We start from the raw sequence: 15,833 nt of genomic DNA on the forward strand, positions 1-15,833 counted from the left end.
CCATCGGTGAGTGCGAACCTAATTCGCCTTTCAATCAACGTGCACCGACGGCGAAAACGCGTGATAGCTTCCACTCGGCTCGAAGCCCTATTCGAGCCGAACTCGACAACATTCACTCCGGGGGGATGAGTGTGTCCGCATATCAAAAGAACCGACGCGTGGCATGGAATTGCCATTCACAGTCGATGGCGCGCCTGATCTGAGGCCCATCCGGCCGGTCCGCCCTTCCGGGCCACCCGGCCCCCGTAATGCCCAGCTTGCGCACTACATCCATGTGAACTCAGAGAAAAGGCAATTGGATAACACCATGGCCATCCTCGCGCTCGAAACCGCCGTGTCCGAAACCGTCGCCTCCGCGCCCCGCACCACCGGGCGCCCCTCGGCCGGACCCGGCACTCCCACGGACACCCGGTCCATCGCCGGCCTCCTCCTGCGAGCCGCCCACGAGCACCCGGACTCCGGTCTGCGCCACTGCCTGGGCGGCGCCGCCGCCCCGTCGCACTTCCAGACCTACCCGGAACTGCTGGACGAGGCCGGCCGGGTCCTGACGGCGCTGCGGGCCCGGGGGGTGCGGCCGCGGCAGAACGTGGTCCTGTTGCTGGACCGGCCGCGGGAATTCCTCACCGCCTTCTGGGCCTGTGTGCTCGGCGGCTTCGTGCCCTGCCCGATGGCCCCGCTCGCCGGCGACCCGGAGCGCTGGGCCGCCCAACTGGCCCATGTCGACACCCTCCTGGGCAAGCCGCTGCTGATCGCCGGCGAGTCCTCGCACGCCGAACTGCCGGCGGCCGCGGACATCACCGTCACCACCCTCTCCTCTCTGTACGGCGCGGAGCCCGCCGAGCGGTTCCACGAGGCGGAGCCGCAGGACACCGCGGTGCTCATGCTGACCTCCGGCTCCACCGGCAACTCCAAGGCGGTCCGGCTCACGCACGCCAATCTGCTGGCGTCCATGGCAGGCAAGAACGGCCACCACCGGCTGACCGCCGCGGACACCACCTTGAACTGGGTGTCCTTCGACCATGTGGCGGCGCTGCTGGAGTGCCACCTGCTGCCGCTGTACGCCGGAAGCCGGCAGCTGCACGTCGAACCCGGAGTCGTCATCGGCGAGCCCGCCGAATTCCTGCGGCTCGTCTCCCGGCACCGCGTCACCATGACGTTCACCCCCAACTTCCTGCTGGGGATGCTCAACGCGGCCGCCGACCGGATCACCGAGGAGCCGCTCGACCTCTCCGGCCTGCGGCACGTCATCAGCGGCGGCGAGGCCGTCCCCCGCGCGACCGGCGAGGCGTTCCTCACCCGCTTCGCACCCCTGGGCCTGGCACCCGGCACGCTGTGGCCCGCGTTCGGGATGACCGAGACCTGCGCGGGGAGCGTCTATTCCCGCCACTTCCCCGCCGTCGACCAGGGCCGTGAGTTCGCCAATCTGGGCACCCCCGTCGAGGGTCTGCGCATCAGGGTCGCGGACGAGCGGGACCGCGCGCTGCCCGAGGGCGAGATCGGCGAACTCCAGCTGTCCGGCGCCATGATCACCCCCGGTTACTACAACGACGTGCGGGCCACCGCCGACGCCTTCACCGCCGACGGCTGGTTCCGCAGCGGCGATCTCGGGCGGATCGACGAGGGGCGGCTCAACCTCGTCGGGCGGAGCAAGGACTGCGTCATCGTCAACGGCGTCAACTACTACAGCCACGAGATCGAGACCGCGCTCGAACAGCTCGACGGGGTCGCGCGGTCCTACGTCGCCGCGTTCCCGGTCCGCCCGGCCGGCAGCGACACCGAGCAACTGGTGATCGCCTTCCACTGCGAGACCCCCGCCGGTGACGAGGCCGCGCTGTACCGCGTCCTGGCCTCCGTGCGCTCCACCGTGGTGATGCACTGGGGCTTCCGCCCCGCCCTGGTCCTCCCCCTGCCCAAGGGCGCCTTCCCGAAGACCAGTCTGGGCAAGACACAGCGCGCGGTGATGCGCCGGCGGCTGGAGGACGGACGGTACGACGCGGCCGTCGAACACGTCACCGAACTCACTCAGCGCCGGCTCGGCGGCTACACCGCCCCCGAGGGCGAGACGGAGCGGGTCCTGACGGAGATCTACGCCGAGATGTTCGACACCGATCCCTCGCGCGTCAGCGTCACGGCGAGCTTCTTCGATCTCGGCGGGACCTCCCTGGACATCCTGCGGCTGCGCAACCAGGTCACCCGGCGGCTCGGGGTGACGGACCTGGAGGTCATCACGCTGCTCACGGCGCCCACGGTCCGCGCGCTGGCCACCCGGCTCGCCCGGCACGGCGAGCCGGGTGAGCCGGGTGGCCAGGCGTACGACCCGATCGTGCCCCTGCAGACCGGCGGCACGAAGACACCGCTGTTCTGTGTGCATCCGGGGGTCGGCGAGGTGCTGGTCTTCGTCAACCTCGCGAAGTACTTCGTGGGCGACCGGCCGTTCTACGCCCTGCGCGCCCGGGGCTTCAACGAGCACGAGAAGCCGTTCGCCTCGTTCCGGGAGATGGTCGACAGCTATGTGGCGGCCATCAGGAGCCGGCAGCCGCACGGCCCGTACGCCGTCGCCGGGTACTCCTACGGCGGGGCGGTGGCCTTCGAGATCGCCAAGGTGCTGGAGTCCGAGGGCGAGCGCGTGGACTTCGTCGGCAGCTTCAATCTGCCGCCCCACATCAAATACCGCATGGAGGAGCTCGACTTCGTCGAGACCGCCGCCAACCTGGCGTTCTTCCTCGCCCTGATCGACAAGAAGCAGTCACGCGAGCTGCCCGGCCGGCTCCGGGGCCTGCCCCGCGAGGAACAGCTCGCCCGCATCATCGACCTCGCTCCCAAGCGACGACTGGCCGAACTCGACCTGGACGCCGCGAAGTTCGCCGCCTGGGCCGAGCTGGCCGACGGCCTCACCGACCTCGGGCGCAGCTACGAGCCCAGCGGCACGGTCCGCTCGATGTCGGTCTTCTACGCGGTCCCGCTGCGCGGCACCAAGGAGGACTGGCTGCGTAACGAGCTCCACCGCTGGGACGAACACACCACGGGCTCGGCCCGCTACATCGACGTACCCGGCGAGCACTACACACTGATGGGCCCACGGCACGTGGCCGCGTTCCAGGCGATCCTGCGCCGCGAGCTCGACCGTGCCCTGGGCGACGGCGAAGGGGGAACGGCATGACAGACCTGAAGGGCAAGAAGATCCTGGTCACCGGGGGTACGGGGCAGGTGGCCCGGCCGGTGGCGGAGGCACTGGCCGCGGCGAACGACGTGTGGTGCCTGGGCCGGTTCGGCACCCCGGGCGTGGAGCGGGAGCTGCGCGAGCGGGGCATCACCACCTGGCGGTGGGACATGGACGACACCGGTGAGTACGCGCTGAAGGGCCTGCCCGAGGACTTCACCCACGTCGTCCACTCGGCCGTGCGCCGCGGCGAGGACGGTGACTTCACCGCGGCCGTCGAGGTCAACGCGGTCGCGGCCGGCCGGCTCATGACGCACTGCCGCACCGCCGAGGCCTTCCTGTACGTCTCCACGGGCGCCCTCTACGCCCGGCAGACCCTGGACCACGCGTACACCGAGTCCGACCCGGTGGACGGGGTGGCCGACTGGCTGCCCGCGTACCCGGTCGGCAAGATAGCGACCGAGGGCGCCGTCCGGGCCTTCGCCCAGGTCCTCGGGTTGCCCACCACCATCGCCCGGCTCAACATCGCCTACGGCCCGGGCGGTTACGGCGGGGTGCCGATGCTGTACTTCGAGCGGATGCTGGCCGGCGAGCCGATCGCGGTGCCCCGCTCGGGCCAGAACTGGTGCTCCCCGCTGCACACCGACGACCTGGTCGCCCAGGTCCCCCGGCTGTGGGACGCGGCCTCGGTGCCCGCCACCCTGGTTAACTGGGGCGGCGACGAGTCCGTCGGGATCACCGACTGCGTGCGCTACCTCGAGGAACTCACCGGGGTGCCGGCCCGTCTCGTACCCAGCGACGTCACCCGGGAGACCTACCGGTTCGACCCGGCCCTGCGCCGCGCCCTGACCGGGCCGTGCGAGGTGCCCTGGCGGGACGGCATCCGCCGCACCCTCGAGGTGCTGTACCCCGAGCACCTCAAGCGCTGACGCCCACCGCCGACCGCCGACCATCGTTGAAAGAGGACCCCGACATGCCCCGTCACACCGCGAACCTCGACATCGTCCACGCCGCGTACCGTGCCTTCGGCGCACGGGACGTGGTGGCACTGCTGGAGACCCTGGACCCCGGGATCGAGTGGGTGCATCCGCGTGGCATGGCCGAGTTCGGCCTCGGCGGCACCGCCTCGGGCCACGCCGGAGTCAGACGGTTCCTGGCGCGGGTGCCCCTGGTCCTGGGCGGAATGCGGCTGGAGCCGCGGGAGTTCATCGAGTCCGGCGACCGGGTGGTGGTGTTCGGCGTCCGGCAGGTCACCTCGGTCTCCGGTCACACCGAGACGCTCGACTTCACCCACTCCTGGACGATGCGGGACGGCCGGGCCGTCCGTATGGAGGACATCTTCGACACCGTCCTGTTCCACCGGCTCATCCGGGCCGAAGGGCCCCTGGCGGACGAGACGGCGGACGGGCTGGTGGACGAGCTGGTGGGATCCGCCGCCGCCTGACGCGGCAGCGGGCCGCCGCCGATGTGCTCGGCGGCGGCCCACGCGTACGACTCGTCGCTCAGACCTCGCACACGTCCTTCATGCTGTCGATGAGCGTCAGCACGGCCCGTGCCGACGGCAGGATCATGCGGCCCTCGGGCGTCAGCCGGGCCCCCGCGGAACCCCGGACGAACAGCTTGGTGCCCAAGGTCTGCTCCAGGCACCTGATCTGGTAGCTGACGGCGGGCTGTGAGTAGCCCAGCATCTTCGCCGCCCTGTCCATCCGCCCGATCTCCGCGGTGGAGATGAAAGCGCGGAGCTCCCGCTCGAGCATGTGTGCCCCCTACTTCTCCAGTGGGCCGCGACCGGCCGCGCTGAGTTCCGGTTCCCCGTGAGCCGGACTGTCGAGATCTGCCGCCCATACCAGCGGACGGCCGGACAGCGGGGCAATGGCCGGTGCAGGAAGCTGCACGCCGCCCACCGGGGGCCCGCTCCCGCTCCCGCGGGCCCACCGCGCCACCCCCGCCGAGGGCGGGGATGTCACCTTCCTGCCAACCGTCGAAGATCGACAACTGGTGCCGGTACCCCCTCGGTACGCTCCTGGCGGGAACATACGTACGAAGGGTAGGAAATGCGCAAGAAGCTGTCCGTCATCACCACCGTCGCCGCCGCGCTCGCGGCCACGTTGCTGCCGCTCACCGCCACCTCCGCCGCCGCGGCCGACACGCCCTCCCGGGACACCTCGAAGGACTGCGGAAGCCTTCGGCTCGCCGGTGAGCTGCCGGCCCCGCCGGCCGGCACGACGGTCAGCCAGGTCGTGACCATCGGCCCCGACTGCAAGCCGCAGCTGGGCGAGGTGCGGTACACCCCCGCCCCGGCCGCCCGGCAGAAGAGCCTGGCCGCCGCGGACGGACAGCGCCACCAGGTGAAGTCCGCTTCCGAGATGTTCGACTGCTGCAAGATCCGCATGACCGGGCTGTACTCCACCTCGGAGTGGAACACCGCGGGCGGCCGCGTCACGGACGCCACGACGACGGTCACGCACGGCTGGAACCGGGAGCCGTGGGACGCCGGCTGGTCGCTCAAGGCGAACAGCCAGAGCGCGGACTGCCTGAAGGACTGCGCGACCTCCACCACGAAGGCCCACGCCGAGTTCGGCTACAAGGGCATCTTCGACGTGACGGGCGCCTGGTACGCCAACTCCCACGACACCTCGGTCGAGCTGCGCGCGGACGGCACCTCCGCCTGCACCTTCGACGTACAGCTCAAGCACAGCTTCATAGGCTGGAACTGGGTGCGCAGCTGCTCCTGACCCCTTTCGCGCGGGCGGCCCACGGCATGGGCCGGGCCGCACGCGAAAAGCCCCACCGGGACCGTGTCCCGGTGGGGCTTTTCGCACTCCCGCGCGGCTACGCCCCGGGGGTGGGCCGTTCTTCCGGCGTCACCTCGTCGGTGCCGGGCAGGGCGCCCGAGCCGCGGAGGTGGACGAGCGTGCTCTCCAGCGCGTCCCGCAGATACGGGCGCGCGTCACCGGCGTCCGCCTTCTCCAGCAGGACGGGGAGGAACTCCTCGTCCGGGTACCCCGACGCGGCTTCCGGTGCCCGGGTGGCCCAGAGCTGCGACCAGACCACGATCATCATCTCGTTGCAGGCCCGGGCGGCCCGCAGGCGTTCCGGCCCCTCCTCGGCGAAGACGAGACGGGCCGAGGTACCGAGCCGGTGGCCGAGGGCCAGCAGGAACGTCTCCCTGGCCCCGGACGCGAGGATCGCCCGGACCTGTGCTCTGGTGTTCACTGCTCCATCGCCCACATTTCCTCGTCGGTCATCCCCGTCTTCTCGTACCGCTCACGGGGAAGCGAGTCGACATCGTAGCCGCGCTCCTTCAGGACGGTCAGCCGGGTGTTGCCGTTGTGCACGGCTCCTTCCGGGGTCACGCGCAGCGCCTCGTGGGCTCCCGGCCGCAGGGAGTGGACGATGTCGTCGGTGGACTGCTCGCCCCAGAACTTCAGGGACGACGGGGAGAGCGACTCCGGGGGGTGGATGTTCGTCAGCGGGACGTTGCAGTTGTGGACGAGGACCGGAGCGTCGCCGGCCACCGCGTAGTAGGTGTGGATGTCGCTGACGGAGAGGTTGAAGACCTTCTGCCGCGCGGTCCAGGCACGGGTCGAGGTGACCTTCACCGGCGTACCGGACGGCGTGCGCAGCAGCGCGCCCGGCTTGAGGTCACCGGCGTTGACCCAGGTGTGCCGGTCCTGGACCCAGAAGGGGTGTCCCTTGGTGGCCGTGAGGGTGCCGGTGGCACCGCCCCGGTCGCCGTCGGTGTCGACGGTGAGTTCGACCAGTTGCTTCTCGCCCGTGCCGACGATGGTGTTGTACACCGGCTTCGCCACGGTGCGGCCCGTGTCGGGGTCGGTGGCCAGTACCTTGTCACCGATCCGGACGTTCTTGATCGGCTTGGTCGTGCCGCCGGCCATCACCACCGGGGTCTCCGGGGTGAAGCTGTTGGGCACCTTGCAGGCCTTCTGGCCGCCCCTGATGAAGCTGAGGCCCTTCTCGCCGTACTTGGCGATCTTGGCAGCGGCGGCCGCCTGACCGGCGACGGGGATGGCCGCGAGGCAGGACATGCCGGCGTTGACGTAGTCGCCCTCCGCCGCGTACCAGGCGCAGTTGACGCCGTTGGTCACCGTGCCCAGGCCGGGTACGGCACCGGCGACGTCGAGCAGGAAGTGCCCGCCCTCGCGCAGCCAGCCCCAGCGGCCCGCCTTCTTCTTCTCCTCGGCCTCGCGGCGGGCCTGCTCCTTCTTCTGGAGCTCGATCCGCTTCTTGCGGGCCTCCTCGTCGCGCCGCTTGGCCTCGTCCTCCGCGCGCTGCTTGGCGACGGCGACGTCGAAGGCCTCCTTGGCGGCCTTGCCGGCCGCGACGGAGTCCTTGCCCGCCGCCACGGCGGAGGCACGCGCCTGGCTGGACGCGGTGTACGCCTCGTCGGCGGACGAGCGCGCCCACATGGCCGAGGCACCGGCGCGGGCGGCGGAGTCGTCGGCGGCGCGGGCGTCACGGCGGGCCGCGGCGGCCGCGTCACGGGCGGTCCTGGCGGACTTGGCCGCGTCGGCGGCCGATGCCTCGGCCTGCTTGGCCGAGGTGCGGGCCTGCTCCGCGTAGCCCTTGGCCGCGTTGGCCGATTCCTCGGCCTGCTTGGCGTAGCCCTTGGCGTCTTCCGCGGCCTTGCGGGCGACGGCCGCCACCCGGGCGGCTTCGGCGGCGTTCTGCTGTGCCGTCGCCGCGACGCCGGAGGCTTCGGCGATGATGCGCTTCACCTCGGCGACGTGGGTGGCCGTCAGCTGGTCCTTGCGGGCCGCCTTGTACTGGCCGGCCTGGATGAACCCGTGGAGCACCTCGACCGGTCCGGCGAGGGCGACCTGGGCCGCCGCCTTGACCTCGGCGCCACCGGTGGTGGCCAGCTGGACGGCGCGGACCCGCTCGTCGGCCTCCCGGGCGGCGTACTGCCCGGTGTTGAGGAACTCCCGCAGTTTGTCCGGCGAGCCGTCCTTCAAAGCGGCCTTGGCGGCCTCCTGGATGCCGCGGTCGGTGCCGTTGGCTATCTGCACCACCCGCACCCGGTAGTCGTCGGCGGCGGCCTTGTGCTGGCCGGTCCGCAGAAACTCCGTGATCTTCGCGGCGTCGCCCTTGAGGGCCTCCTCGGCCGCCTTGCGCACCGGCTCGGAATCGGCCTGGTCCGCGAGGACCTCGACGCGGGCGCGCTCGTCCTGCTGAGCGGCGGCGTTCCAGTCGGTCAGCACGTAGTCGCGGACGACGTCGTCCGTCCCGCCCAGGGCGGTCGCCGCGGCCGCGCGGCTCCACGGTCCGCGGACCTTCATCGCCAGGAGCGCCACCCGGCGGCCCTTGCCGGCGACGTCCTTGACGTCGGTGCCGGGCTTGGCGGCTTCGGCGGCGAGGCGTGCCGCCTCGTCGTCGAGTTCCTTGGTCTCCTTGGCCGCGGCGGCGGACGTGGCCTTGCGCTCCTCGTCGCTCGCCTTGAGGTCCTTGGCCTGTTCGATGGCGCCCGCGGTGCGGGCCTTGAGGTTCTCGGCCTCGATCCGCGTGGCCAGCTCGTGGACCTTGCCGGCCTTCTCGACGGCCGCCGACGACGCGTCCGCGGCCTTCTTGGCCGCCTCGGCGTGGGTCGTCGACTCCTTCGCGGCGGTCACCGCGTCACCGGCGTGCTTGGCCGCCTCGTCGGCGGCCGCGGCCGCCGCGTCGGCGTGGTCGGCGGCCGAGTTGGCCGCGTCCCGCGCCTGGTAGGCGGCGGACGCCGCCTCGTCGGCCAGCGACTTGGCCGCACCGGCGGCGCGGGTCGCCTCGCGCGCGTGGCGCCGGGCCGACGCGGCGGCCGACTTGGCCCGCGCGGACTGGGCGCCGGCCTCGTCGGCGAAGCCACCGGCCTGGGCCGCGGCTCCGGCGGCGGCGTCGGCGTTGGCGCCGGCACTGGCCGCGGCCGAGGCCGCCTCGCCCGCCGCCGTCGCGGCGGTGCCCGCCTGCACGGCGGCCTGCGCCGCCAGTCGCGCGCCCTTCGCCGCGTTACGGGCGTCCTCCGCCGCCTTGCGGGCGGCGGCGGCCTGCCCCGCGTCCGTGGCCGCGGCGGATGCCGCGCCCCGCGCACGGGAGGCGGCCTCGGCCGCACCGGCGGCGGCGGACGCCGCCTGGGACGCGGCGCTCGCGGCGATCCGCGCCGAGCTGTTCGCGGCCCGGGCGGCGCTGATGGCCTCCTGCGCGGCCTCGGCGGCACCCGCCGCCGCGTCGGCCGCGCGACCCGCGGCGTTGGCCGCGCGCTGGGAGTCCTTCTTCGCCGCCTCGGTCTCGCCGGCGGCCTTCTGTGCCGCTTCCTTGGCGAGCTTCGAGGCGGCCACCGCCCGCTCCGAGGCCTCCTTGGCCGCCTCGGTCTCCCGCTTGGCCGTCTTGCCCGCCTGCGTGGCCTGTTCGGCCAGCTGCGCGACGGTGGCCCGCTCCTGGTCCCGGGCACGGGAGACGTGCTGGCCGGTCTCCAGGAACTCCCGGATGTCCTCGGCGGAGCCGTTCAGCGCGACCTTCGCCGCTTCCTTGGTCGCCGGGCCGGAGGCGCTCATGATCTGCATGAGCTGCACCCGGTCGTCCTGCTCCCGGGCGGTGTACTGGTTCTCGCTGAGGAACTCGCGGATGTCACCGCTCGTGCCGCCGAGCGCGGCCTTCGCCGCGTCCTGCACACCGCTGCCGCCGGCGCTGCCGATCTGCGTGGCCCGCACCCGCTGGTCCTGTTCGAGCGGCTCGCGCCACCCGTCCTTCAGGAAGGCCTCCAGGTCCTCGCGGGACCCGGCGAGCGCCTTCTTCGCGGCCTCGCGCACGCCACGGCCGCCCACGGTGAACAGCTGCATCGTGTAAATGCGGTCGTCGTGGAATTCGGCGATGTCCTTCTCGCTGCCGAGGAAGCGCTTCACGTCGTCGTCGGTGCCCATGAGGGCCGCCTCCGCGGCGGCCGTGACACCGGGCCCGCCCGACTTCCACAATTCCAGGACGCGAGCGCGGTCGGTCGGCCGGTCCGGCTCTTCCGCCGCGAAGGAGGTACTGGTTCCGAGCAGACTCGCCACGAGCGCCAGGGGCAGGACACTCAGGCACACCGCACGCGTGCAGAGTCCCTGCTTTCCCCCGGGTCTCGCCCCGTTGGGCTTTCTTCTCACCACATTGACCGTTCTTGTCAGTTGATGGCCGAAACTTATCGGCGCGTGGCGAGCATAACCCCACTGAGAGAGCGTCATGTGGCCTTATCCGAGGCCTGACTTGGGGCACGAATGAACGGAATAAAAGACTCCGCAGCGCGCGCTTATGTCATGCACACACCCATCACTACCGGCGGTACGGCTTGCGCCCTCCGGGCGCGACGCCTTCGATTCACGGTCAACTGTTGGCAAAGTGCCGGTAACTGGTAGGCTATCGCCATCCGCCTTTATCTCGCCATTACTTGGGGTGGGACAACACCCGGGCGCGCATCGCGCTTCACGAAATCCGGCCGCTCCTGCCGACCGGAAATCCCCGGCATCCCGATGCGGCGCGGAACGGCTACTCGGCATTCGGATACCGCCATTCCGTGCTGCGCTCGGGAGATCGCCGTCACCGGCCGATCCCCGACGTACCGTTGGCACGGCTCCCCGCCCGTACCAGGATGTCCCCATGCCAGAGACCCCGCACGGCGCGCTGCCCCGCCAGGTGGCCGACGCCCACGTCGACGCCCTCGTCGCCCTCGATCCGATCACCGGCACCTACCTGGGAGTCGCGGACAGCGCCCGGCGCCTCCCCGACTTCTCCCCCGCCGGGCAGGAGGCCCTGGCCGGCCTCCACCGCGCGACGCTGAGCCGGCTCGCGGACGCGGAGCGGCTGCCGGGCGCCGAGGCCGGCGTCGAGCGGCGGTGCGGACGGCTCCTGCGGGAGCGGCTCACGGCGCAACTCGCCGTGCACGACGCCGAGGAGGGGCTGCGGACGGTCAGCAACCTCAGCTCGCCCGTGCACAGCGTGCGGAAGGTCTTCACGGTCGCCCCGACGGAGACCGAGGAGGACTGGGCGGCGGTCGCCGAGCGGCTGCGGGCCGTGCCCGGCGCCCTCGCCGGGTACCGGGAGTCGCTGACCCTCGGCCTCGACCGGAAACTGCCGGGCGGACCGCGCGCCACGCGGACCGTCGTCGGCCAGCTGACGCAGTGGGTGGACGAGGGGCGCGGCTGGTTCCGGGAGTTCGCCGACACGGGGCCGGACGCGCTGCGCGGCGAGCTGGACGACGCCGCCACCGGGGCCACGGCCGCCGTGGCCGGGCTGCGTGACTGGCTGCGCGAGGTCTACGCCCCTGCGATCGAGGGCGCCCCGGACACGGTGGGACGGGAGCGGTACGCCCGCTGGGCGCGTTACTTCAACGGCACGGACCTCGACCTGGACGAGGCCTACGCGTACGGCTGGTCCGAATACCACCGGCTGCTCGCCGAGATGCGGACCGAGGCGGGGAAGGTCCTGCCGGGGGCGGGCCCCTGGGAGGCGCTGGCGCACCTCGACGCGCACGGCAGTCACGTCGAGGGCGTGGAGGAGACCCGGGTCTGGCTGCAGAACCTGATGGACGAGGCCATCGAGGCGCTGGACGGCACCCACTTCGAACTCGCCGCCCCGCTCAGGGCGGTGGAGTCCCGCATCGCCCCGGCGGGCTCGGCCGCCGCCCCGTACTACACCGGCCCGTCGGAGGACTTCTCCCGTCCCGGCCGCACCTGGCTGCCGACGATGGGCGCGACCCGCTTCCCCGTCTACGACCTGGTGTCCACCTGGTACCACGAGGGCGTTCCCGGGCATCACCTCCAGATCGCCCAGTGGGTGCACGTCGCCGGCCGTCTCTCCCGCTACCAGGCGACGATCGGCAAGGTCAGCGCCGACCTGGAGGGCTGGGCGCTGTACGCCGAGCGGCTCATGGACGAGCTGGGCTTCCTGCCGGACCCCGAGCGCCGTCTCGGCTATCTGGACGCGCAGATGATGCGCGCGTGCCGCGTCATCATCGACATCGGCATGCACCTGGGGCTGCGGATCCCGGCGGATTCCCCCTTCCACGCGGGCGAGCGCTGGACCCCGGAGCTGGCCCAGGACTTCTTCGGCCGGCACAGCAGCCGCCCGGCGGCGTTCGTGGAGAGCGAGCTGACCCGCTATCTGTCCCTGCCGGGCCAGGCCATCGGGTACAAGCTGGGCGAACGCGCCTGGCTGCGCGGCCGGGAGAACGCCCGCGCGGCGCACGGCGCGTCCTTCGACGCCAAGGCCTGGCACATGGCGGCCCTGTCCCAGGGCCCGCTGGGGCTCGACGACCTGGTGGACGAGCTGTCGGCGCTCTGAACACGGCCGCTCGCCCGTGCGCTGCCCTCGGCACTGCGGGCCCGTGACGTCTTGCACCACTGCTGCGCGGCGGTGTCCTCAACCGCCGGACGGGCTGGTTGTGGCTGACCTCAACGAGGCCAGGTCCGCCGCCTCCTCCGTCGCGAGCGCCACATACCCGTCGGGGCGTACGAGGAAGAGCCCCCGGTCCCCGTACGCCGCGTGGGCGTGTCCGTCCACGTCGATGACGTCGGCCCGCTCGCCGGGGCGGCCGACCCGGACGAGCTTGTAGTGCTCGGAGGCCGGGGCGTCGGTCCCGCCGAAGGCGAGGAGCGTGGCGTGCGGGCCGCGGAAGAGGTCGAAGAGACGGACGGGCCCGCAGGGGGCGTCGGGGGCGCGGTCTCCGGCGCGCAGCGCGTCGTCGGCCAGGCCCTGGCGGCACTCCCGCGTCAGCGGGCTCTCGCGGTAGCCAAGGTCGAGTTGGAGGGTGTCGCCGCCGCGCCGGGAGAAGCCGCGGTCCTTGTCCGCGCGGTCCCGTTCGAAGACGCGGGTGGTGAGTTCGAGCACGTGCCGCGCGACCGGCCGCCGTTCCCCCTCGTAGGTGTCGAGGAGCGCGTCGGGCCCGCCGCGCAGTACCGCGCCGAGCTTCCAGCCGAGGTTGTACGCGTCCTGGATGCTGGTGTTGAGACCCTGGCCACCCGTCGGGGAGTGAATGTGCGCGGCATCGCCGGCGAGCAGGACACGGCCGACGCGGAAGCGGTCGGCGACCCCGGCCTTGATGCGCAGCACCGAGGACCACCGCACCTCGCGCACCCGCACGCCCTCGTGGCCGGTGCGCTCCGCGATCAGCCGCCGGACGGCCTCGGGGGTGGCGTCGGGGGTGAAGTCCGGGCCGCCGCCCTCGAAGTGGGCGAGCAACTGGAAGCAGTCCGAGCCTTCGAGGGGGCGGAGCGCGACGCGTCCGCCCGGCGCGGTGGGCCACACGTGCCAGTGCGCGCGGTCGAATCCGTCGACGAGGACGTCCGCGATCAGCGTCGGGTCGGTGATGATCTCGGTGACGGGGAAACCGACCCCGAGGGCCTTGCGGACCGTGCTGCGTCCGCCGTCGGCCGCGACCAGATAGCCGGCGCGGACGGCCGACGTGGTGCCGTCCGGTCCGCGCAGCCACGCCGTGACCCCGTCCGCGTCCTGCTCGAAGCCGGTCAGCTCGCGGTCGAACTCGACGCTTCCGCCCAGCGCTTCGAGGCGCTGCCGGAGGATCTCGACGGTGCGCCACTGCGGGAGCATCCACATCTCGCCGTAGGGCACGTGGGGCGAGGGCTCGGAGCGTTCGACCGTGTCCCACTCGGCGACGCGTGTCGTGCCGTCCCAGCTCTGCAGGCGCTGGACGGGGCCGCCTTCCGTGCGTATGGCGTCGATGACGCCGAGGTCGTCGAAGACCTCCAGGGAGCGCGGCTGGAGGCCGGAGCCGCGCGAGCCGGGAAAGCTGTGGCTCTCCCGCTCCACGACGCGGCAGGCGATCCCGCGCCGGGCGAGGTCGCAGGCGAGTACGAGGCCGGTGGGTCCGGCTCCGGAGATCAGTACTTCGGTGGTGGTGATCGCGGGCAGGTTCAGCACAGTGTTTCCTCACGTCGAAGCCGCCCCTCGGCGCGGGAGGGGCGGACGGCTCGCGGCAGGCCCTGACGGTAAGTCACGCACCCGGTGCGCCACCGCGGTCGCGGTATGCCCTCGGGCCGGCAGTGACAATGCTCACGGTGCGCCCGCCACCGGAGCCCTGGGGGGCGCCCCTGGGTGGTTGGCCCGCGCGCCCCGGGCCGCAGGGGAACGGACGCCGACGCGGCCGCGCGCGCCCCGCCTTCACCGCCCCGTGAAGAAGTCCCGTACCCGTCGACCCCGGCGGCCGGACGCGTAGCCCGTCGGCTCGTCCGGCTCGTCCGCGTCGTCCGGGCCGTGCAGGACCGTCCAGCTCACCGCCGAGACGGTGGGCTCCAGGGAGAGGCGGCTGACCGCCTCCTCCAGGAGGCTGTCGTCACGGCGCTCGGTGGTGAGTTCGGCGGCGACGGTGACCTTGCCCGCGGCCTCCGCGTCGACGCTGTGGACCGAGCGGAGACGGAAGCCGGGGCGGGCCAGGGACTGGACGACGAGGGTACGGACGTGGGCTTCCTCGGGTTCGGTGCAGACCACCTCGAAGTAGTAGTCGGTGGCCACTTCCGAGCCGCCGCGCGGCTTGCGGTCGAGGCCGCGGGCCAAGGGGCGCAGCAGGGTGTTGGCGCCGACGACGCCCGCCGTGCCGAGCCCCGCGACCACGTACAGGCCGGTTCCGGCGAGGGCGCCGACCGCGGCCGAACACCACAGCGTGGCCGCGGTGTTGAGGCCCCGGACGCTCAGCCCGTCGCGCATGATGACGCCCGCGCCGAGGAAGCCGATGCCGGAGACGATCTGCGCGGCGACCCGCGAGCCGTCGTAGCCGGCGGTGCTCGTCGCGTCGGCGAAGCCGTACTGGGAGAGCAGCACGAAGAGGGCGGAGCCGGCCGCGACCAGCGCGTTCGTGCGCAGGCCCGCCATCCTGGAGCGCCACTGGCGTTCCAGGCCGATGACCGCGCCGAAGCCCAGTCCGGCCGCGATATTGGCTGCCATGTGCCATTCGTTGACGATGACCATGTTTCACACCCTCCTCTTCACTGTCCTATCGGCACTGTCCTATCGGCTGCGTACAGCCAGATGCCGAACCGCCGGATGCACCACGACTTCACCCGCGAGTGAGCGTGCCGATGCCATGCGCTCTCACGCGTGACGCCATGGCGCATTCACGCCCACGACACAGCCCGGTCATGGCACGGAAAAGCGCGATTGACCGCGCGGCGGAATGCGCGGAAGGATTTTCCGGCGAGGCGGGGTGGAATTCCCCGGGGCATCGGCGATGCGGAGCCGAAGGCGTCAGTGCGCCGAGGGGCCCGGGCGGGCGGGCCGGTCCGCGCCGCTCCGCGCCCAAGCCGGCGCATCGGCACCGCGAAGAGTCACGACCGGCATTCCGGGGCGAGGACTTCCCTCGGGACTCCGAGTGGTCATCCCGATCACCTCCTCGCTCGTACGGCCCATAACGTGCGGCGCCGCGGCGGATTGACACGCGTATTGCGACCGGGGCGGCTCACGCGAAACCCAGCTTGCCATAGGCGACGAGTGATCTGTTCAGGGGGAGGCAATAGGAGGGCAAATTCCGGTTGACCGTCCCGAGGTGCGCGCCGGGGAAAGAACCGCCGAATGCGAAAGGGCGGCACCGGGCGCCACAGGGGGGGGGGGGGGGGGGGGGAGGGGGGGGGGAAGGGGGGGGAGGGAGGGGGGGGGGGGGGGGTGGGCAGGGTGAAGGTCATGTTCGGCCGGAGCGTCACGT

At 72.3% G+C, this 15,833-nt stretch carries 10 protein-coding genes; 5 read left to right on the forward strand and 5 right to left on the reverse strand.

From position 1 onward, the window contains the following. The first annotated feature begins 307 nt into the window (after positions 1-307). Genes ACZ6MA_RS10860 through ACZ6MA_RS10870 form a run of 3 tightly spaced genes read left to right on the forward strand, consistent with a single transcriptional unit; the run spans position 308 to position 4,604 of the window. Positions 308-3,160 (forward strand): AMP-binding protein, encoded by a 2,853-nt coding sequence (locus ACZ6MA_RS10860; protein ID WP_469432790.1) that lies wholly within the window; start codon positions 308-310, stop codon positions 3,158-3,160. Positions 3,161-3,165: 5 nt separating this feature from the next. Next, positions 3,166-4,089, forward strand: a complete 924-nt coding sequence (locus ACZ6MA_RS10865; RefSeq protein ID WP_469433141.1) for an NAD-dependent epimerase/dehydratase family protein — start codon at positions 3,166-3,168, stop codon at positions 4,087-4,089. 44 nt (positions 4,090-4,133) lie between these two features. Further along, the gene (locus ACZ6MA_RS10870) at positions 4,134-4,604 is read left to right on the forward strand and encodes a nuclear transport factor 2 family protein (protein ID WP_469432791.1); all 471 of its coding nucleotides are present in this window, start codon (positions 4,134-4,136) and stop codon (positions 4,602-4,604) included. 58 nt (positions 4,605-4,662) lie between these two features. Here ACZ6MA_RS10870 and ACZ6MA_RS10875 read toward each other — a convergent pair whose 3' ends face one another. Further along, positions 4,663-4,917: a LysR family transcriptional regulator gene (locus ACZ6MA_RS10875; RefSeq protein WP_469432793.1), complete on the reverse strand. Its 255-nt coding sequence runs from the start codon at positions 4,915-4,917 to the stop codon at positions 4,663-4,665. A 297-nt stretch (positions 4,918-5,214) separates the two neighbouring features. Between ACZ6MA_RS10875 and ACZ6MA_RS10880 the strand changes: the two genes are divergently transcribed. Beyond that, positions 5,215-5,895 carry a hypothetical protein gene (locus tag ACZ6MA_RS10880; RefSeq protein ID WP_469432794.1) on the forward strand — a complete coding sequence of 227 codons (681 nt, stop codon included), beginning with the start codon at positions 5,215-5,217 and terminating at the stop codon, positions 5,893-5,895. Positions 5,896-5,992: 97 nt separating this feature from the next. On the opposite strand, the gene ACZ6MA_RS10885 is transcribed toward ACZ6MA_RS10880, so the two are convergent. Continuing rightward, positions 5,993-6,376, reverse strand: a complete 384-nt coding sequence (locus tag ACZ6MA_RS10885) for a hypothetical protein (RefSeq protein WP_469432796.1) — start codon at positions 6,374-6,376, stop codon at positions 5,993-5,995. Next, complete coding sequence (locus ACZ6MA_RS10890; RefSeq protein ID WP_469432797.1) at positions 6,373-10,200, reverse strand: polymorphic toxin-type HINT domain-containing protein; 3,828 nt, start codon at positions 10,198-10,200, stop codon at positions 6,373-6,375. Before ACZ6MA_RS10890 ends, ACZ6MA_RS10885 begins: the two co-directional genes overlap by 4 nt. Before the next feature lie 580 nt (positions 10,201-10,780). On the opposite strand from ACZ6MA_RS10890, the gene ACZ6MA_RS10895 reads away from it, so the two are divergent. Beyond that, on the forward strand, positions 10,781-12,463 hold the full coding sequence (locus tag ACZ6MA_RS10895; RefSeq protein ID WP_469432799.1) for a DUF885 domain-containing protein: 1,683 nt from the start codon (positions 10,781-10,783) through the stop codon (positions 12,461-12,463). A gap of 78 nt (positions 12,464-12,541) precedes the next feature. Here the strand turns inward: ACZ6MA_RS10895 and ACZ6MA_RS10900 are convergent, their stop codons facing one another. Together ACZ6MA_RS10900 and ACZ6MA_RS10905 are read right to left on the reverse strand one after the other, a co-directional pair. Continuing rightward, positions 12,542-14,059: an FAD-dependent monooxygenase gene (locus tag ACZ6MA_RS10900; protein WP_469432800.1), complete on the reverse strand. Its 1,518-nt coding sequence runs from the start codon at positions 14,057-14,059 to the stop codon at positions 12,542-12,544. A gap of 240 nt (positions 14,060-14,299) precedes the next feature. Then, on the reverse strand, positions 14,300-15,103 hold the full coding sequence (locus ACZ6MA_RS10905) for an MgtC/SapB family protein (protein ID WP_469432802.1): 804 nt from the start codon (positions 15,101-15,103) through the stop codon (positions 14,300-14,302). Positions 15,104-15,833 lie beyond the last annotated feature (730 nt).

Source organism: Streptomyces sp. NPDC042259 (genome assembly GCF_055582085.1).